17 protein-coding genes and 1 rRNA gene are annotated in these 20,108 nt (G+C 47.0%); 8 read left to right on the top strand and 10 right to left on the bottom strand.

The window, feature by feature from the left end; genetic code table 11:
• From BLS15_RS28200 to gyrA, 3 genes are all read right to left on the bottom strand, one after another.
• A 16S ribosomal RNA gene (locus tag BLS15_RS28200) occupies positions 1-190 on the bottom strand; the annotation flags it as partial.
• A gap of 338 nt (positions 191-528) precedes the next feature.
• Positions 529-1,662, bottom strand: a complete 1,134-nt coding sequence (locus BLS15_RS28195) for an HD-GYP domain-containing protein (protein ID WP_021257564.1) — start codon at positions 1,660-1,662, stop codon at positions 529-531.
• A 156-nt stretch (positions 1,663-1,818) separates the two neighbouring features.
• The gene (gyrA, locus tag BLS15_RS28190) at positions 1,819-4,347 is read right to left on the bottom strand and encodes a DNA gyrase subunit A (RefSeq protein WP_021257563.1); all 2,529 of its coding nucleotides are present in this window, start codon (positions 4,345-4,347) and stop codon (positions 1,819-1,821) included.
• Between the two features lie 477 nt (positions 4,348-4,824).
• Between gyrA and BLS15_RS28185 the strand changes: the two genes are divergently transcribed.
• Positions 4,825-5,568, top strand: a complete 744-nt coding sequence (locus tag BLS15_RS28185) for a YheC/YheD family protein (RefSeq protein WP_028533223.1) — start codon at positions 4,825-4,827, stop codon at positions 5,566-5,568.
• A 143-nt stretch (positions 5,569-5,711) separates the two neighbouring features.
• Here the strand turns inward: BLS15_RS28185 and gyrB are convergent, their stop codons facing one another.
• The 6 genes from gyrB to dnaA all read right to left on the bottom strand — a co-directional run bounded on the left by gyrB (position 5,712) and on the right by dnaA (position 12,162).
• Positions 5,712-7,622: a DNA topoisomerase (ATP-hydrolyzing) subunit B gene (gene gyrB, locus BLS15_RS28180; protein ID WP_021257561.1), complete on the bottom strand. Its 1,911-nt coding sequence runs from the start codon at positions 7,620-7,622 to the stop codon at positions 5,712-5,714.
• A 142-nt stretch (positions 7,623-7,764) separates the two neighbouring features.
• Positions 7,765-8,010, bottom strand: coding sequence for an extracellular matrix regulator RemB (gene remB / locus BLS15_RS28175; RefSeq protein ID WP_021257560.1), 246 nt, complete (start codon positions 8,008-8,010; stop codon positions 7,765-7,767).
• A 27-nt stretch (positions 8,011-8,037) separates the two neighbouring features.
• On the bottom strand, positions 8,038-9,150 hold the full coding sequence (gene recF, locus BLS15_RS28170; protein WP_021257559.1) for a DNA replication/repair protein RecF: 1,113 nt from the start codon (positions 9,148-9,150) through the stop codon (positions 8,038-8,040).
• A 4-nt stretch (positions 9,151-9,154) separates the two neighbouring features.
• Entirely contained in the window at positions 9,155-9,379 is a 225-nt protein-coding gene (gene yaaA, locus BLS15_RS28165; protein WP_021257558.1) for a S4 domain-containing protein YaaA, read from the bottom strand.
• A gap of 39 nt (positions 9,380-9,418) precedes the next feature.
• Complete coding sequence (gene dnaN, locus BLS15_RS28160) at positions 9,419-10,561, bottom strand: DNA polymerase III subunit beta (RefSeq protein WP_021257557.1); 1,143 nt, start codon at positions 10,559-10,561, stop codon at positions 9,419-9,421.
• A 245-nt stretch (positions 10,562-10,806) separates the two neighbouring features.
• Complete coding sequence (gene dnaA, locus BLS15_RS28155) at positions 10,807-12,162, bottom strand: chromosomal replication initiator protein DnaA (protein ID WP_021257556.1); 1,356 nt, start codon at positions 12,160-12,162, stop codon at positions 10,807-10,809.
• A gap of 878 nt (positions 12,163-13,040) precedes the next feature.
• On the opposite strand from dnaA, the gene rpmH reads away from it, so the two are divergent.
• The 7 genes from rpmH (at position 13,041) to rsmG (ending at position 19,712) form a co-directional block, all read left to right on the top strand.
• Entirely contained in the window at positions 13,041-13,175 is a 135-nt protein-coding gene (gene rpmH / locus BLS15_RS28150) for a 50S ribosomal protein L34 (protein WP_009223341.1), read from the top strand.
• Positions 13,176-13,380: 205 nt separating this feature from the next.
• Entirely contained in the window at positions 13,381-13,719 is a 339-nt protein-coding gene (rnpA, locus tag BLS15_RS28145) for a ribonuclease P protein component (RefSeq protein WP_021257555.1), read from the top strand.
• A gap of 106 nt (positions 13,720-13,825) precedes the next feature.
• Complete coding sequence (locus BLS15_RS28140) at positions 13,826-14,605, top strand: YidC/Oxa1 family membrane protein insertase (RefSeq protein ID WP_021257554.1); 780 nt, start codon at positions 13,826-13,828, stop codon at positions 14,603-14,605.
• A complete protein-coding gene (gene jag, locus BLS15_RS28135) occupies positions 14,602-15,366 on the top strand; it encodes an RNA-binding cell elongation regulator Jag/EloR (RefSeq protein WP_021257553.1) in 765 nt (254 codons plus the stop codon). The genes BLS15_RS28140 and jag overlap by 4 nt, the downstream gene beginning before the upstream one ends.
• 195 nt (positions 15,367-15,561) lie before the next feature.
• The gene (gene mnmE / locus BLS15_RS28130) at positions 15,562-16,938 is read left to right on the top strand and encodes a tRNA uridine-5-carboxymethylaminomethyl(34) synthesis GTPase MnmE (RefSeq protein WP_028533225.1); all 1,377 of its coding nucleotides are present in this window, start codon (positions 15,562-15,564) and stop codon (positions 16,936-16,938) included.
• A gap of 80 nt (positions 16,939-17,018) precedes the next feature.
• Positions 17,019-18,917 (top strand): tRNA uridine-5-carboxymethylaminomethyl(34) synthesis enzyme MnmG, encoded by a 1,899-nt coding sequence (gene mnmG / locus BLS15_RS28125; protein WP_021257551.1) that lies wholly within the window; start codon positions 17,019-17,021, stop codon positions 18,915-18,917.
• Positions 18,918-18,986: 69 nt separating this feature from the next.
• Positions 18,987-19,712 carry a 16S rRNA (guanine(527)-N(7))-methyltransferase RsmG gene (rsmG, locus tag BLS15_RS28120; RefSeq protein ID WP_021257550.1) on the top strand — a complete coding sequence of 242 codons (726 nt, stop codon included), beginning with the start codon at positions 18,987-18,989 and terminating at the stop codon, positions 19,710-19,712.
• 176 nt (positions 19,713-19,888) lie between these two features.
• Here the strand turns inward: rsmG and BLS15_RS28115 are convergent.
• Positions 19,889-20,108: transposase (locus BLS15_RS28115; protein WP_175460800.1), on the bottom strand; the 220-nt coding region annotated here is incomplete at its 5' end.

Here is a 20,108-nt window from a genome sequence, read left to right as displayed (position 1 = left end):
AAAATGCCTATCTGGTATTAGCTCACGTTTCCGTGGGTTATCCCAGTCTTATGGGCAGGTTACCTACGTGTTACTCACCCGTCCGCCGCTAACTATCAGGAGTGCAAGCACTCCATCAAGTCCGCTCGACTTGCATGTATTAGGCACGCCGCCAGCGTTCGTCCTGAGCCAGGATCAAACTCTCCGTTAAAGTTAAGTTTGAACTGCTCATATCTTTTGACGAGGTATTGCTACCTCATTCACAAACGTTGCTCGTTGTTCAGTTTTCAAAGAACAATCTTCAATCCAGCGCTTCGGCTTATTGCCTCTTTCGCTTTCGTTCACCGCGTCTCTCAGCGGCGACTCATATAATATATCACGCCCACAATAATAACGCAAGCACTTTTTTAAAAAAACTTTAAAAAGAATATAAGTCTGCTATAAAGCTAATTGCAGAGCCATTCTAACACCTGCATATAGCCTTATAGCAGACTCTATCGATACCAGCCCATAACAGGGTTGCTGCTATACTCGCACCGCCCAATAGGATCAATGTACGGCGAGTACTTCCTCTATCCATATCTGTCTTTCCTGCGTAAGTTGAACGATGCTGCCATCTACCGACACCCACGGACGAGTCATGTGGGAATCCTCCGTAAATACGATGCGTCCCACCCGTCCATCATTCAGTTTAACAAATGCGTTCTGATGCATCTGGGCCACCTTATGGATGAATATGCGTACAAGTTGGGGATCGAGCTGGCCGAATGATTCTTCCTTCAATCTCTCAAGTGCAATATAAGGAGAAGAAGCTCTCTTATATATTCGATTCTGTGTCATCGCATGGAAGATATCAGCGATCGCTACGATCTTGGCATACGGGTGTATTCGCTCCCCCGTTACTCCTAGAGGGTACCCACTCCCATCGATACGCTCATGATGCTGCAATGCGGCAAGTTTAACACCATCATTAATGGCTGGCACATTTCGAAGCAACTCATAACCATAATGGGTATGTCTGCGCATCTCAATCTTCTCGTTTTCCGTCAGGGTGCCTTTTTTAGACCAGATATCGCTATCGACCTTAGTCTTCCCAATATCGTGCAGCAGCCCAGATAAAGCGATCTGCATCCCTTCTTTGGAAGGATACCCGCTCCATTGTCCGATAAGATATGACGTGAGTGCAACAGCAGCGGATTTATGATACACATAGTCTTCTTCATTTCCTTGCAGCATTTCTTTAATTTGTGGATGGAAGCAGACTGGAGAGTAATGTTCGCTCTGTCCGAGCAGCCATTCCATTTGCTGGCGCAGTTCTAATATAGGAAGCTTGGTAGCCCCTGCTGTCTTATATACATTCTTGAGTAGGTTCACCATCTGAAGCCATGATTCTACAAAGCCGGCATCATGTTGAAAATGGCTCGTCTGGCGTGATGCTTGAGGAATGGTCGGTTCACAGTTTTTGCGATCCGGCGCATCCGCACGTGTCCCTGCACTGTCCATAACCGGCGAAGGATTTGAACTTGCCACTGCAACTGATTTGATCATAAAAGCATCGAGCACATCCAAATCACGTATACTGAGCGTTCTTCCTTTATTCATAATTACGCCGCCAAGCCCTGTTATCACGTCCTGCTCCAATTGATCTCCTGGCTTAGCTTGCGAGACGGGGATGAATACCATAGGTTCTTACACTCTCCTGTTGGCCTCTTCATATGGATTTGACTCGGTTATCGTTATGTATCTGCTTATATCAAGGAAAAGGGCGCACTCTATAAAAGAATACGCCCTACCTGTTGTCAATGCTCACACTGCTGCTGCATCTTCACGTTCATCATTCTATTCTAATTCCGGTTCGGAGGCAGAAGGTGCTTCGCTCTCTGTCATGCCCGGATTTTGTTCTGCTTCTTCAGACGATTCTTCAGAGGATTCCTCAGGATCATCCTCAGTCTTATCGCAGCGGCTAACCGTAGATACGGAATCGTCGTCGCGGATATTGATGAGCTTCACACCTTGCGTGTATCGACCCATTTGGGAAATGCCCGACATGCTTGTACGAATAATCGTTCCTGATGCAGTGATAATCATCAAGTCCTCTCCATCCTGTACAACCTTCAAGCCGACTACTGCACCGTTCTTGTCCGTTACATTGATCGTCTTAATCCCTTTACCGCCACGGCTCTGAATTCGATAGTCTTCCATAGGGGTACGTTTGCCGTAGCCTTTGGCTGTAACAATAAGCACATCGTTCTCCTTATTGACTACATCCATGTCAATTACGACATCTTCACTATCAAGCGTAATGCCTTTGACGCCTGTAGCCGAACGTCCCATGGAGCGAACGTCGTTCTCAGAGAATCGGATCGACATTCCCATCTTCGTACCCATAATGATCTCCTGCTCGCCGTCCGTCAGGCGAACCCCAATCAACGCATCATCATCACGAAGGTTGATGGCAATCAAGCCGCCTTTGCGAATGTTGACATAATCGTCAAGCGGAGTCTTCTTCACGATCCCTTGGCGGGTTGCAAAGAACAGGTACTTGTCAGATTCAAATTCCACAACTGGAATCACCGCACTAATGGACTCACCCTGTTCAATTTGAATCAAATTGATAATTGGCGTCCCTCTCGCCGTGCGGCTCAAGTCTGGAATCTCATACGCCTTGATGCGGTAAACCTTACCCTTGTCCGTGAAGAACATCAGGTAATGGTGAGAGTTGGACACGAATAAATGCTCTACGAAATCATTATCCTTCGTATCCATACCAACTACACCACGGCCTCCACGCTTCTGGCTACGATATGTCGTTACCGGAAGACGCTTAATATATCCGCTATGCGAAATGGTGATGATAACATCTTCTTGAGGGATCAGATCCTCATCAAGTATGCTATCCTCGCCAATCGTGATTTCTGTACGGCGCTCATCCCCATACTTCTGCTTCACTTCTTCAAGCTCATCGTTGATGATGGTCAGCACAAGATGTTCGTTCGCCAAGATTTCACGGTATTCCGCGATCTTCATCAGCAATTCGTTATATTCAGCTTCGATCTTCTCGCGCTCCAAGCCTGTCAGACGGCGCAGACGCATATCGAGAATCGCCTGTGCTTGGTCGAAGCTTAGACCGAATCGAGTGATTAACCCTTCACGAGCCTCTTCGTCATTCTTCGAGCCGCGGATAAGCGCAATAATCTCGTCGATATGATCAAGCGCAATGCGCAGGCCCTCGAGAATATGTGCACGTGCCTCGGCTTTCTTCAAATCGTACTCGGTACGGCGACGAATCACTTCGATCTGGTGCTCCAAATAATAATGGAGCATCTCACGCAAATTAAGAACGCGAGGCTCTTGATTCACAAGCGCCAGCATATTGATGCCGAAGTTGCTCTGCATCGCTGTATGCTTGTATAAGTTATTCAGAACGACATTCGGGTTCACATCACGGCGCAGTTCGATAACAACGCGCATTCCGTTGCGGTCAGATTCATCACGAAGGTCAGTAATGCCGTCAATGCGCTTCTCGCGTACCAATTCAGCAATCTTCTCAACGAGACGAGCCTTAATGACTTGATAAGGCAATTCGTGAACAACGATACGAGCCTTGCCGTTATTGTCCTCGATTGTCGCACGTGCCCGCATCGTAACAGATCCGCGGCCAGTCGCATACGCTTGGCGAATACCTTCCCGACCCATAATCAATCCGGATGTTGGGAAGTCTGGGCCCTTGATGTATTCCATCAAGTCCATTGGCGTTAACTCTGGATTCTGAATCAGCGCCTGCAGACCGTCAATGACTTCCGTCAGGTTGTGCGGTGGGATGTTCGTTGCCATACCTACTGCGATACCGGATACCCCGTTCACGAGCAAATTCGGGAAGCGAGCCGGCAATACAACAGGCTCTTGCTCTTCGCCGTCATAGTTCGGAGCAAAGTCGATCGTTTCTTTGTTAATATCACGAAGCAGTTCCATGGCAATCTTGGAGAGTCGCGCTTCTGTATAACGCATCGCCGCGGCTGAGTCTCCGTCAATGGAACCAAAGTTCCCGTGACCATCCACGAGCATGTAACGAAGCGAGAAATCCTGGGCCATACGCACCATGGTCTCATATACGGCAGAGTCACCATGCGGGTGATACTTACCGATAACTTCACCAACGATCCTCGCTGATTTCTTATACGGTTTGTCCGGTGACATGCCGAGGTCTGACATCGCATACAAAATACGTCGGTGAACCGGCTTCAATCCGTCACGCACGTCCGGCAGAGCGCGGCTTACGATGATACTCATCGCGTAATCCAGGAATGATTCCCGCATCTCCGTGCCGATGTCGCGATCCCTGATTTGCGGTTGTTGTTCTTCCGCCATGCTGGACCTCCTTAAAATTCGTATTTAACAGCGTCATCATCATCTAGCAAAATGCAATATTTGCTCTCTACAAGCGAAAACGGCCCTTCCCCCCCATAAATGGAGTCGAACCATTTCCACGGACGAATAATCTTTTATCTAGTCCATATCGAAACTCCCCACATGGCAACACAAACCATTATGGACTAAAAAGGCGCCATGTTCACAAGGGATAATTTCTACTCTAGCTTGATCATGCGGATAAAATCATACTCATCAATTCCTTAACTGCACTATTTATATTATATTACTTTCACAAAAGAGATACAATTAAACGTTCCATGAAACCGCCCAAAATCCGAACATTTTACACGACATATAGTTGATTGTACTATTTCTATTTGCCCGATTGATCATACATTGATATCAACTTCATATCCCTCTGCTCCCTACCCGTTCAAAAAATAAAATGATTGATTTGGAAAAGGGTGATGATGTTTGTCCAGCCGGCGTATATTTAGCAAATGGAAAAAGACGAAAATTTTGCAGGACTCCTCACTACGTTCGTATATTCCTAAGACGTCCATCTATAGTGGTCTCCGGTTGAAGGAGATGCTGAATCAATTTCAAATGGTGTATGTGAAACCTGACCTAGGTACTCATGGCAAAGGCGTTATGCGTGTTAAGCAGCACGCCAATGACTCATTCGAGTTGAGAGAAGGAACTTCCACGGTTACCTTCACCGAAATAGACTCTCTCCTGGCCAAAATCAAAACCAGAATCGGAAAACGAAAGTACTTGATTCAACAAGGAGTCCACATGCTGTCTCACCGGGGAAGGAAGTTCGATCTCCGTGTGTTCGTGCAAAAAAATGTGAACAACAAGTGGGAGGTTATGTCTATCTTCGGTCGAAAGGCGGCTGCTCACAAGATTGTGACGAACGTCAGCAACGGAGGAAAAATGGAATCACTGCGGACTCTCTTGAAGCCCCACTTAAATGCAAGCTCCACTCAGCAGCTCCGCAGCGAGTTGGAACGAATCGGGCTGTCCGTCGGGGCACGACTGAGCAAGGGGCACAAGGGTCTCAAGGAGCTTGGGCTCGATATTGCGATTGACAAAAGCATGCACCCTTGGATCTTAGAGGTCAATACGAAGCCCGCTATCTACGTGTACCGCACATTCAACCCTGCTGCTTATCGCCGCATCGTCCGAAATGCCAAAGCTTATGGACGATTGAAGTAACAAGGATTCCTCTCACCTACTGCATCAACTGAAGCCCGCTGCCACACCAAAGCCCCAGTCCTGATGTGGAACTGGGGCTCTATTGTTATATCGAACCTCCGTGCTTCGCGATGGAGTGCACGATCCCAAGTGGTAGGATTCGATTAGAAATCAAGATTTTTAACGAACTTGGCATGGCGCTGAATGAAATCACGTCGTGGTTCAACGTTATCACCCATTAGCGTATCAAACACATCATCTGCCATCTTGGCATCATCGAACGAAACTTGGAGCATTTTCCGGCTCTCAGGATCCATTGTCGTCTCCCACAGCTGCTCTGCATTCATCTCACCAAGACCTTTATAACGCTGAACATTGATCTTCACGCCTTCACCAAATTCCGCGATAATTTCGTCCTTCTGCTTGTCGCTATCTGCATATCGAACAATTTTGTTGCGCTCAATTTTATAGAGCGGCGGCTGTGCAATGTACACGTATCCCGCTTCGATAAGCTTGCGCATGTAACGATAAAAGAAGGTCAATAGAAGTGTTCGAATGTGAGCACCGTCGACGTCGGCATCGGTCATGATGACGATTTTGTGATAGCGAGCTTTCTCAAGATCAAAGTCTTCGCCAATCCCTGTGCCAAGCGCCGTAATAATCGCACGAATCTCTGCGTTGGATAAGATCTTATCCAAGCGAGACTTCTCAACGTTCAAGATTTTACCCTTCAGCGGCAATATCGCCTGGAAATGGCGATCACGGCCTTGCTTCGCAGAACCGCCCGCAGAGTCACCTTCGACAATGAACAATTCGCAATGTGCAGCATCCTTGGAAGAGCAATCCGCCAGCTTACCTGGAAGGGAGCTCACTTCAAGCGCACTCTTGCGGCGCGTCAACTCACGTGCTCGGCGAGCTGCTTCTCGAGCTCGGGATGCCTGCATCCCCTTCTCAACGACCTTCTTCGAAACCATCGGGTTCTCGTTCAAGAACTCCATGAACTTCTCAGAAAATACGGATTCCACTATGCTGCGTACTTCACTGTTGCCGAGCTTCGTCTTCGTCTGTCCTTCGAATTGCGGCTCTGGAATCTTCACGGAAATAATCGCGGTCAGACCCTCGCGAACATCGTCCCCACTTAAATTGGAGTTATTGTCCTTCATGAGATTCATCTTCCGAGCATAATCGTTAATGATTCGCGTAAGGGCACTCTTAAAACCAGATTCATGCGTACCACCTTCGTGCGTATGAATGTTGTTGGCAAAAGAGTAAATATTCTCGGTGTAACTATCGTTATATTGGAGTGCGATTTCGCACGTAATGTTATCTTTGGAGCCTTCCACGTAAATGGGCTGCTCATGCATCTTCTCACGATTGCGGTTCAGGTACTCAACGAATTCCTTGATACCGCCGTCGTACTTAAATGTTTCTGAATGTCCAGTACGCTCATCGGTAAGCACCATTTGGATGCCTTTGTTCAAAAATGCGAGCTCGCGAATACGGGACAAAAGTGTGTCGTATTCGTATACCGTCGTCTCTGTAAACACTTCAGGATCGGGCTGGAACCGAATCGTTGTGCCGGTCTCCTCCGTGTCTCCGATTATCTCCAAATCGGCTTGAGGAACCCCGCGATGATATTCCTGCTGGTGGATATGTCCGTCTCGTTTCACGGTAACGATTAAGCTCGAAGACAAGGCATTTACGACCGAGACACCAACACCGTGCAAGCCGCCGGATACTTTGTATCCTTCGCCGCCGAATTTACCGCCCGCATGAAGCACGGTCATAACAACTTCAACAGCCGGGCGCTTCATCTTCTCTTGTATCCCGACTGGAATACCGCGACCGTTATCCACGACCGTGATGCTGTTGTCTTCATGTACGGTTACTTCGATTTTCGTGCAATACCCAGCCAACGCCTCGTCAATACTGTTATCGACGACTTCCCATACCAAATGGTGCAGACCTTTGGCACTCGTTGAACCGATATACATCCCCGGCCGTTTGCGTACGGCTTCCAAGCCCTCCAACACCTGAATCTGGCTCTCATCATACGTGTTATGATTCACAGACATGCCTTCACCTACTTCTCTAATTTCAGTACCGTTCATTATGCCAATCGCATGTAATTGCAAGAGCATCATCCCAAGCAATCCCAACTGCTAGGCAGTGGAATATAGAGATGACGCTGTCAACAAGGCCATATGCAATGTTCGCTTACTCGTTAAAATGATGCGCACGCTTCTTCAATGTTGTAGATGATATCGGAGAGTAAAATACTTTTCCCTTCGTCACGACGATGGACTTTGCTTCTTCCTCGCCTATCGCCTCAACATTTTTCACTTTGTGCGCATTCGCCACGAACTGCTTAGACAGCTTAGATGATTTCTCTATCGATACATCAAAAATGGCGACCAGTTCCGAGGAACGAATGACTCTTTCTCCGCCCAAGTGAATATACATAGCGCTCACTCCCCTTAGAACAACCTCTTACCGCATGACTTGCCCATTTTCCACGTGGAACATATTTGCATCATGCAACTTGCTCGTATTAATGCCTTCAATGCCTGTCGTCGTAATGAACGTTTGTACCTTGCTCTGAAACGTCTCAATCAGCTGCGTCTGGCGCATCGAATCAAGCTCAGACAGAACATCGTCGAGCAGTAGGATAGGATATTCTCCTATTTCCTCGTGCATCAGTTCGATCTCAGCCAGCTTCAACGACAGCGCTGTCGTCCTCTGCTGACCTTGCGATCCATAGGTTTGCACTTCTTTGCCGTTAATGTAGAAGGCAAGATCGTCCCGGTGCGGTCCGACAAGTGTCATGCCGCGCCGCACCTCCTGGTCTTTCATCTGTGTTAACTTTAACATAAATTGCTCGAATAAGACAGCTTCATCTTCGTCTGGCATCGCAAACGATGGACTATATTCAACGGTAAGAGCTTCCTTGCCATTCGTGATACCGGCATGAATTTGCTCCGCCCATGATTGGAGTTTCTTTAAATATTGTTTCCTTTTCTTTACAACTTTAACACCATTCGTAACAAGCTGCTCATTGAATATATCGAGCATCGTATTCGCTTGTCCGCTTGGGCTGCTCCACATTTGCTTGAGCAGATTGTTGCGCTGCAAGAGCACCTTCTGATACTGCTGCAGATGGTATAGATAGCTTGGCTGAACTTGGCCAATCTCCATATCCAGAAATCTCCGGCGAATGCCTGGCGATCCCTTTACGATCTCCAAATCCTCTGGGGCGAACATGACAACATTAAGCGCACCAATGAAGCCGCTCAGCTTACGCTGCTCTAAACCATTCAGCTTTGCCTTTTTCCCCTGCCGAGAAATGTTTAGCTCCAGCTGAACTGTTCCGTACTTCCGTTCTACAGATGCTCGAAGCTGTGCATGCTCTGCTTCCCATCCGATGAGTTCTTTATCTCGTGGTGTCCGATGTGATTTCGTCAGGGCAAGCACAAATATGGATTCGAGCAAATTGGTCTTCCCCTGCGCATTATTGCCGACAAAAATATTAACTCGATTGTCTGTATTCAATTCGAGCGCGCCATAATTGCGATAATTTTGCAGAGCGATCGATTTGACGAACACTCGATTAAGCCTCCTGAGATGAAACGATGAGGAACTCACCGCATCCATCTACTGAGACAACGTTGCCCGGATACAGCTTCCGGCCGCGCCGCGCTTCATCTTCACCGTTTACTTTCACCATGTTCTCTGCCAGCATAATTTTGGCGTGACCGCCTGTTGAAGCGCAATTAGCCAACTTCAGAAACTGCCCTAGCGTAATGAATTCCGTTCGAATTTGGATGTCATTCATGTCGTATCCTCCTTGTGATGCAGATGCACCAACCCTATCTTAATTTGTGGTGCGGTATGGCAAAATGAGATGCAAGCTGCTGACGTGTTCAGTCGGCTTAATGATGATTGGGCTCATTGCCCCTGTAAATCCAATGAAGATGTTTTCACATTCGACAACCTTCAACACATCCAGCATATATTTCGAGTTGAAAGCAATCCGAAGCGGATCCCCTTTGAATTCCTTCACATCCAATTGCTCTGTAACACGGCCTAGCTCAGATGAGCTGGAGGAAATTTCTATCGTACCATCTTCCTTCGTCTGCAGACGGACAATGTTCGTTTTATCTTCACGGGACAGCAAATAAGCACGGTCAATTGCATCGATGAGCTTTTTTGTGTCCAAAATAAGTTCTGTTTTGTAGTTTTGCGGAATAATTTTAGAAGTATCTGGATACGTCCCATCCAAAATACGCGAATAGAATAGAACTCGATCGATTTTGAACAACACTTGGTTGTCGGCAACGACAATATCCACCATTGTGTTCTGATCAGGGATGATTTTGCTCAATTCATTCAGCGTCTTACCGGAAATGACAACATTCGTAAAACGAATCTCTGGGTCTGCTTGGATATCAGCTGTACGGCTTGCCAAGCGGTGACGGTCTGTGGATACGAATTTCAAATTACCTTCGCTCAGATTCCACAATACACCCGTCAAAATTGGCGTTGTTTCGTTAGAAGAAATAGCGAATGCGGTTTGCTTAATCATAGTTCTCAGCAAATCGCCATTGACTGTAATCACTTGGTTTTCTTCGATGCTAGGCAGAACAGGATACTCTTCTGGATCAAGTCCGACCATCTGGATATCTGTTGTACCAGAACGAAGGAATGTCTGGAATTGCTCCTTCACTTCGATCTCTACATCTTGGGAAGGCAATTTCTTAATGATTTCTACGAAAAACTTAGCCGGCAAAACAACGCTACCCGGACGTTCTACTTGAACAATCGTCTGGCGATCATCCTCAACTGGAATAAAGGTTTGAATAGAGATATCCGTATCACTAGCAGTAAGGGTAACCCCTTGGAACGTAACGTCAACCTTAATCCCGCTTAAAATGGGGATCGTCGTTCTGCTGGAAATCGCTTTAGATACGTTCTGTATCGCTTCATTTAGTTCATTTTTCAATATCGAAAGTTTCATACGTTCACTCCCTAACGCCAATTTGCGTTCATTCTACTGTTGCTATCTGTTACGAATCTTGTTATATCCGGTTGCTCTGAGTCGAGATATGCCGAATATGTGCTCTTCTTATGATGATCTATATAATCTTTTTTAATAATAGTAGTAATAGTAGGGGCACTGAATATGTGGATAACCCTCTTGAACAGGCATAAAGTAAAGCCTATCCACATGTGTATAGATTGTGTATAGGCTTGTTATGTTGTTCACAGCGTTGGATTTTTAATTTTGTCGATCAGGTTCTGTACAACCTTATAAAGTTCCTGATCTTGCTGCAGATTTTGGGTGATTTTCTCGTGGGCATGAATGACGGTTGTATGATCTCGTCCGCCAAAGGCTTCACCAATTTTCGGCAAGGAATAATCAGTGAGCTCCCGCGATAAATACATGGCAATTTGACGGGGAAAAGCGACGGCTTTCGTTCTCTTGCGTGCCTTGAAATCCTCCATCTTAAGTCCATAGAACTCCCCGACCTTATGCTGAATGTCCTGGATCGTAATCATCTTCGGACGGCTGGACGGGATGAGATCCTTGAGTGCCTCTGCAGCCAAGTGAGTCGTGATATCCTGATTTGTCATCGTGGAAAATGCGACAACGCGCGTAAGCGCACCTTCCAACTCACGAATGTTCGTATTGATCTGGTTGGCGATGTACACCATGGCTTCATTCGGTATATCCAAGTTCTCGGCCTTAGCCTTCTTGCGCAGAATCGCAATTCGCGTCTCGAGATCCGGCGGCTGAATATCCGTAATAAGACCCCATTCGAAGCGAGAACGCAGCCGTTCCTCTAATGTTTCGATCTCCTTAGGAGGGCGATCGCTGGAGAGGACGATGTGCTTGTTCTCGTTATGCAGTGCATTGAATGTATGGAAGAACTCCTCCTGGGTCTGTTCCTTCCCTGCCAAGAACTGAATGTCGTCAATAAGCAAAATGTCAATATTGCGGTATTTGTTGCGGAAGCTTTCTCCGCGGTTATCCCGAATGGCATTAATGAATTCATTCATAAATTTCTCCGACGTCGTATAGACGACGCGGCTTGCGGGATTATGCTCCAAAATATAATGACCGATCGCATGCATGAGATGCGTTTTGCCGAGACCTACTCCTCCGTATAAAAAGAGCGGGTTATAAGCTTTAGCCGGCGCTTCAGCGACGGCGAGCGATGCAGCATGCGCGAAGCGATTGTTCGAGCCAATGACGAATGTATCGAACGTGTATTTTGGGTTAAGCATATTGGAAGCCGGTTCATCATAGACAGCGACTCGAGCCGGTGAAGCCTGTGGCTGTACGACTTCTGCTTCCGCTTGAGCTGCTTCCTCAATAATGAACTTGACGTCCACTTGCTTGCCCGTTTCTTCCATCACTGTTGAGCTGACAAGCTTCGTATACCGGCTCTCAAGCCATTCCACCGAAAATGTATTCGGTGCAGTAATGAGCAGCTGTGAGTCTGTAAACTTTACAGCTTTCGTGGCCTTGAACCAGGTATCAAAGCTAGGTTTGCTTAGCTTCGTCTGGATGACGGACAATATTTCCTGCCAATGTTCATTTGCTTGGCGCTCCACAGATTGTTTCACTCCTTCAAGCCTGCTGCGTCTTCATATGACGCGCTTACCGGCAATTACGCCTGAAAAAAGGACAATTGCCCCGACAAGACGCAAAAAGGCTCCGCAAGGCGCAGAAAGCCCTCTTAATGAGGAAGAAGGTTCACAAGACGTAAAATCATCATGAACTAGCCTGTCCTCGAAAAGAGCGTATTGTCGGGGTCTATGCTTACATGTCGATATGCTTGTGCTCCAGAGAAAATTTCTCGCGTTTTCCACGAAACATCAGACATGTTGCTGTCGAAGTATACCGTTTCTTACAACTATTTATCCACAATATGCAGATCATGTCGAACAAGTTCTAAACATGTGAGTATAAATTGTTCACAACCTTATCCACAGACTGTTGATAAGTAAATATCCACAATCGCTATTCACAACCGAAAAGCAATATAATCATAGCAGATGGGGCCTTATATTTCAATAATCGGGCTTATTTTATCCACAAATTCAATAACTTGTGCATAAATGTTATCTACACCACTAGATATTGTTCATAACTTGTTTCTTTTCGACATGACCAGACAAAGGTCCGCTATTTTTTATACACAGGCAAGGGGACGGAATTGTCGATATTTTTTAGTTTTGCACATGTGTATAACAAAATGTGTCGAGCATGATCGAAGTTCGAAGTGTGGATAATCTTTTCTATACATAATAAGAATGTTATTTTTCATTATGATGTGAATTCGGAATCGAAAAGAGATGATAGGAGAAACGGTGAGGATTGACTTTTCCCGCGTATTCTGGTTAAATGTAAAAAGGAATTTTGCGCAGACAGATAAACGTAGCAATGAATGGTTCATCATGACATATCTCGTTCGAGGAGGTGCAATACGTTGAAACCGACATTTAAACCTAACGTGAGCAAACGTAAGAAAGTTCACGGTTTCCGTAAAAGAATGAGCACGAAAAACGGCCGTAAGGTGTTGGCTGCTCGTCGCCTAAAAGGCAGAAAAGTATTGAGCGCATAAGATCGCGTGAATACAAGACCACCTCGGTGGTCTTTTTTTCTTTTTACTCGAAAATCATACGTTTTTCGTCATAAAGGCGTCACATAAAATGTAGTAGAAGAAATGTTTATTCCGTTACGCAGGTGCCCATACTTTGATCATACCAATCAAGCATTTTAGAGTAGGGACGAGCGGAGTTCATCCGGAGAGATAGGAGAAAGATCCGATGCAAAAAGAGTATCGGCTGCAGGATCGCGCAGATTTTACTCGTGTTTATCGCAATGGTCGTTCCTTTGCCAATCATCAGCTTGTACTGTATGTTTATGCCCAGCCGAAGGTTGAACGGTTCCGCGTTGGGATATCGGCGAGCAAAAAGATTGGCAATGCGGTTGTGCGCAATCGAATGCGCCGCATGATCAAGGAAATTGTCAGACTTCAGGCAGATCGCATTATGGATCATGTCGATTTGGTGTTCATTGTGCGTAAAGGCGCGACGGAAATGGACTATGACAAGCTTGCCAAGAGCGTCCATCATGTCATGCGAAAAGCTTCTATATATAAATGAATGTAATTTGTCAGCAAGATCGCACGATACACCTGTTGAATCGTTTCCTTTAACAGGGGAAATGTGATATATTTACTGTTGGAATCGGAAGGTTAAGAGAGGGGTTATGCTATTGTCGCTGAACAAGTTGTTCTCGAACCGCAAATGGCTCTTGGTAGCGGTTTCTGTGCTGTTGATCGTTGTATTGTCGGGATGTACGTCCACGACCACTACGCTGAAGACGGAGGATTTGCTGCAGGGTAACTTCTGGGAGCGTAACGTGGTCTATTATTTTTCACTAGCACTTGATACATTCGCAGGCTGGTTCAGCGGGGAGTATGGATTCGCCATCTTGCTGCTAACCGTTATTGTTCGTCTGTGTATCTTGCCGCTTACAGTTAAGCAAATGCGCAGCTCGAAGGAAATGCAGAAGCTGCAACCTCAGCTCGCTGAAATAAAGAAGAAACATAAGGATAATCCGCAAAAGCAGCAGGAAGAAACGATGAAGCTGTTCCAACAGCACAACGTAAATCCGCTGGCGGGATGCTTGCCAATCTTCATTCAAATGCCAGTTTTTATCGCTTTGTATAATTCGATCTACATGAACTCTGCCATTCGTGAGCATACATTCTTGTGGCTCAAACTGGGTGAGGCGGATCCGTTTTATGTATTGCCGGTCGTTGCTGCATTGACGACATTCGTGCAGTCGAAGATGATGGCAAGTCAAAACCCAATGCAAGGCCCTATGCAATTCATGATGCTAATCTTCCCAGTGTTGATCTTCGTCATGTCGATCAACTTCCCAGCGGCACTTCCGTTGTACTGGGTATACAGCAACGTCTTTACTATTGTTCAGAACTATTTCCTTTATCGCGATAAGGATAAGGAGGTTCGTCCGGCGAAATGAATACGCTCGTTGTATCGGGAAAGACGATCGAAGATGCAATAAAGAACGGTTTGGAACGAATGAACGTAACCGAGGATCGCGTATCTGTTCGCGTGCTGGAAAAGCCATCACGCGGGCTGTTTGGACTTATCGGCGTTCGTCCAGCGAAGGTCGAGTTGACTCTTCTGCCGGACAAGGATGTCCCGCTCTCTGAACCTACAACACAATCATCGTCATCGAAGCCAGTTCAGACAGCATCTGCTGTGGCCGGCATGCAGGCAGCAGCAGTATCGAAGGATAGAGATCAGGAGATGGATGCTGATTCTACAGACGATATTGATCCGATTGAAGAAGCGAAGCAATTCATTATGGACGTTGCCCGCTCGATGGGGCTTGATGTGGAAGTTGGAGTACATAAGAGGAAGGACACGGTAACGCTTGATATTAGCGGCTCGGACTTGGGTCTTATTATTGGGCGCCGCGGTCAAACGCTTGATTCGCTTCAATACTTGGCGAACCTGGTAGCCAATCGTTATTCCAAGCATCATCTCCGTATTATTCTTGATGCAGAGCAGTTCCGCGAACGGCGTAAGAAAACGCTCGAATCGTTGTCTGAGCGGCTCGCGAACAAAGTGATTCGTTCCCGGCAAGAGGTTGTACTGGAGCCGATGACGGCGCAGGATCGCAAGATTATTCATGCGAAGCTGCAGGATCATCCGAAGGTAAAAACTTGCAGTAAAGGCGAGGAGCCTAATCGACGCGTAGTCATTATGATTAAATAGGCATGGCTGCACTTATGAATAACCTCTATTCAGAACGCATAGACAGATAGAAAATGCAATGATTGCGCCTGGTTCAGGGTGCTCTCATTGCATTTTTTCGTTATTTGACTCATTGAACGGGATTTCATGATTAGGCGTTTGACGTAAAATGAGATAATATAAATGTACCCTATATGTGCGGAGGTCATTATTAGGATGAATTACGAACCAATCGCAGCGGTATCTACACCGCTTGGCGAAGGCGGTATAGCGATTATCCGAGTAAGCGGAGAAGGATCTTTCGCTGAAGTGGATCGCATATTCCGTTCAAAAACGAAGCTAACAGAGGCGGACAGTCATACGATACATTATGGACATATTGTTGATCCACAGTCAGGGGAGCGAGTAGAAGAGGTGCTCGTAAGTGTGATGCGAGGCCCTCGTTCATTCACAACGGAGGATGTTGTCGAAATCAATACGCATGGCGGAATTATTTCGGTACGGAAGGTGATGGATATTCTGCTTCAGCAGGGAATTCGTCTGGCGGAGCCGGGAGAGTTCACAAAGCGTGCATTCCTCAATGGCAGAATTGATTTGTCACAAGCGGAGGCAGTTATTGATCTCATTCGCTCGAAGTCGGATCGTGCCTTCAGCATCGCTATGAAGCAGGCACAAGGTCAACTGTCTACGCGAATTAAGTCGCTCCGTCATACACTCATTGAGACACTTGCTCATATCGAAGTGAATATCGACTATCCAGAGCATGATGTTGAAGAGCTGACGAGCAACTTTATTCAAGATAAATGCGGGCAAGTCATGGAAGAAGTGACGCGGCTATTGAAGACCGCATCTGAGGGGAAAATATTGAGGGAGGGTATTGTCACTGCGATTATTGGGCGACCAAATGTCGGCAAATCATCGCTGCTCAATACGCTTGCCCAAGATAATAAAGCGATTGTCACCGATATTCCGGGAACAACTCGCGATGTGGTCGAGCAATTCGTAACCATTAACGGGATTCCGCTGCGTCTCTTGGATACGGCTGGCATTCGGGAGACGACGGATGTGGTGGAACGAATTGGGGTAGAGCGTTCACGCAGTGCACTCCAAGAAGCAGACCTTATTCTTTTCGTTGTGAGTAACAATGATGAGCTTCATCCGGATGAACGGGAATGGATGGAGCAAATTACGGGTAGACAAGTGATTGTCATTGTGAATAAAATGGATCTGCCTACGGTGTTGGATGATACTCCGTTGAAGGAAGCATTTGGCGAGAGCCAAATCGTGCGTATGTCCGCGAAAGAGCAGGAAGGCGTGGACGCGCTGGAGAAGGTGATCTCCGAGTTGTTCTTCAGCGGTGGAATTGAAGCGGGGGATATGACGTATGTCAGCAACGTACGGCATATTGCGCTGCTCAAGAAGACGCTGCGGGCACTAGAAGACGCTGTGGAGGCATCACAGCAGGGAATACCAATTGATATGATTCAAATCGACGTGCGCACCGCTTGGGAGCTGCTCGGCGAAATCATTGGAGACTCTGTAGGCGATTCGCTGATTGACCAGATCTTCTCCCAGTTCTGTCTTGGAAAATAGAGAGTTGTGATCACGGTGAAAGGTCTTGCTGCCGTGAGTGCTGTTTATTTATAGAGAAAGTTGTTAAAGGAGGGAGCCCCATGCCATTTGAGGCGGGACAATATGATGTAATAGTTATCGGAGCGGGCCATGCGGGCTGTGAAGCGGCACTTGCTTCTGCACGGATGGGCTGCAATACGTTGCTGTTGACGATTAACTTAGATATGGTTGCTTTCATGCCGTGCAACCCTTCGATTGGCGGCCCAGCTAAGGGCCATGTTGTACGCGAAATCGATGCATTAGGCGGAGAAATGGGCCGCAATATCGATAAAACCTTCATCCAAATGCGGATGCTCAATACAGGGAAAGGGCCAGCAGTCCACGCGCTGCGTGCTCAGGCCGACAAGGTATTGTATCAGGCAAAAATGAAGGAAACAGTAGAAACAACGCCGAACTTGACGCTGCGTCAAGGCATGGTCGAGGAATTGATCGTGGAAGACGGTAAATGTGTAGGTGCCATCACTAAATCAGGTGCTATCTTCCGCTCGAAAACGGTTGTCTTAACGACAGGTACGTACTTGCGAGGCAAAATCATTATCGGTGAATTGATGTATGAGAGCGGCCCGAACAACCAACAACCGTCTTTGAAGCTGTCCGAATGCTTGCGCAATCTCGGATTTGATCTCGTTCGCTTCAAGACAGGTACTCCTCCGCGGGTGAATGGAGGGACAATCGACTTTTCCAAAACAGAAATCCAGCCTGGAGACGATCATCCGAAGTTCTTCTCTTATGAAACGAAGTCTTCCGATAATGAGCAGCTTCCTTGCTGGCTAACGTATACGTCGGAGAATACGCATCGCATTATCAATGATAACTTGCATCGTGCACCGATGTTCTCTGGTGTCATTGAAGGTACAGGTCCTCGTTATTGCCCGTCCATTGAAGATAAGATCGTTCGCTTTGCGGATAAACCGAAGCATCAAATCTTCCTGGAGCCGGAAGGCAAGGATACAGCTGAGTATTATGTACAAGGACTGTCCACGAGTATGCCTGAAGATGTTCAGTTGCAAATCCTGCGCTCTGTACCGGGACTCGAGAACGCGGAAATGATGCGAACTGGATATGCGATTGAGTATGATGCAGTCGTGCCGACACAGCTGTGGCCAACGCTGGAGACAAAACAGGTAGATGGCTTATTCACAGCTGGACAAATTAACGGAACATCGGGTTATGAAGAAGCTGCTGCGCAGGGGGTTATGGCCGGCATCAATGCTGCACGCAAGGTGCAGGGCAAGCCTGCTGTCATCCTGAATCGCTCGCAAGCTTACATTGGCGTGTTGATTGATGATCTCGTAACGAAGGGGACGAATGAGCCGTATCGTCTGCTTACGTCCCGAGCGGAATATAGACTGCTGCTTCGCCATGATAATGCGGATATGCGCTTGACGGATATCGGGCATGAGATTGGTCTTATTACCGATGAGCGGTACGCTTCATTCCAGCACAAACTTGACTTGGTCGGTCAAGAGCTGGAGCGCTTGAAGGCAACAAAGGTGAAACCGGATGAAGCCGTGCAGGCAATGCTAGCAGAAGCGGGTTCTGCTCCACTGACGAACGGTTGTGACGCCGTTACCTTGCTGCGACGTCCAGAAATATCTTATGCACATGTGGAAAAGTTATTCCCGTCGCCGCTTGAGTTGGATGAAGAAATGAAGGAACAGGTTGAGATTCAGATTAAGTATGCAGGATATATTGAGAAGCAGCTGCTACAAGTAGAGCGTCTGGCGAAGATGGAGAAGAAGCTGATCCCGCAGGATATCGATTATAGTGCGGTTCATGGCATTGCGTCGGAAGCGAAGCAGAAGCTAGCGAAGATTCGCCCGTTGTCGATCGGGCAAGCATCGCGTATTTCTGGTGTAACTCCTGCAGATATTTCAATCCTGCTTGTATATTTGGAGCATTACAACCGCGTAACAGCCGAGAAGCACGCTCAGTCGTAATTCGGGTGAGCGGGCAGTGCCAAGTATGCAGGTTGGGGACATTAACTGCAGAAGAGGAGATTGCCAGTGATGGATGCATTGCAAGAACAGTTCCAAGGCTGGCTATCCGGACATGGATGGCCACCGATTACAGATACACAGTGGAATCAATTAGAGACGTATTATCGGGTGTTGGTGGATTGGAATGAGCGGATGAACTTGACCGGCATCACCGAGCGTGAGCTCGTATACGAGAAGCACTTCTACGATTCACTGACACTAGGCTTCCATGTCAATATGAAGGAAGTCAAGCGTATGGCTGATATCGGTTCAGGGGCAGGATTCCCAGGGATTCCACTGGCGATTATGTTCCCGCATTTTCAGTTGACGATTGTTGATTCCCTTAATAAGCGAATTGTATTTCTGAATCATCTGGTGCAGGAGCTTGGATTGACGGGGGTTAGCTGTATTCATGGGCGTGCTGAGGAGGTTGCTCGCAAGCCGGAGCACCGCGATCAGTATGATCTTGTGACAGCACGTGCTGTTGCCAGATTGAACGTGCTGAATGAGTTCTGCCTGCCGTTCGTGCGTCCAGGCGGCACATTCGCAGCGATGAAGGGGACAGATCCACAGGAAGAGATTGTGGAGGCGAAGCGAAGCCTACAAGTGCTGCAGGCCACATTTACAGCTGACCATGCATTGAAGCTTCCGGTGGAGCAGTCCGAGCGTCACATTATAGTGATGTCGAAGAAGGGGCCAACACCGAAGGCTTACCCACGTAAGCCCGGCACGCCGCTGAAGACACCAATTGTGTAGAGGAATATAAGGCAAGTTAGGAATAGGGAAAAGAGGCCGAAAACGTTGAGGCCACTGAAGAACTAGCCATTTTCTTCAGATGCTATTTAGATAAAAGAAAAGAAGACATTCGTACCGCTTTTCGGGACGAATGTCTTCTTTTTGTGGGTCTAGCTTAGCTGTGTTTTCTAGTAACCTCAGTCCACTAGCTTCAATATTCGCTTGAGATTTACAGCAAATATCGCCATCGCGCCTTGTAATTGCATGCCAAGCAGACCCGAGGATGTGGCTACATCATACCCGTGTCCATGTTTGAGTTCGCTGTTTTTGGCTTCAATTTTGTAGCGTTCCTTAGATTTCGCCTTGAAATATTCTGTTTCCTGGAACGCTATCTGCTCCATGTGTTCATCAGACTTT

It is taken from the genome of Paenibacillus sp. cl6col (assembly GCF_900102125.1).
GTDB classification, from domain to species: domain Bacteria; phylum Bacillota; class Bacilli; order Paenibacillales; family Paenibacillaceae; genus Paenibacillus_B; species Paenibacillus_B suaedae.
Note: the sequence above shows the minus strand (reverse complement) of the source record. Positions and strands in the feature narration are given on the sequence as shown.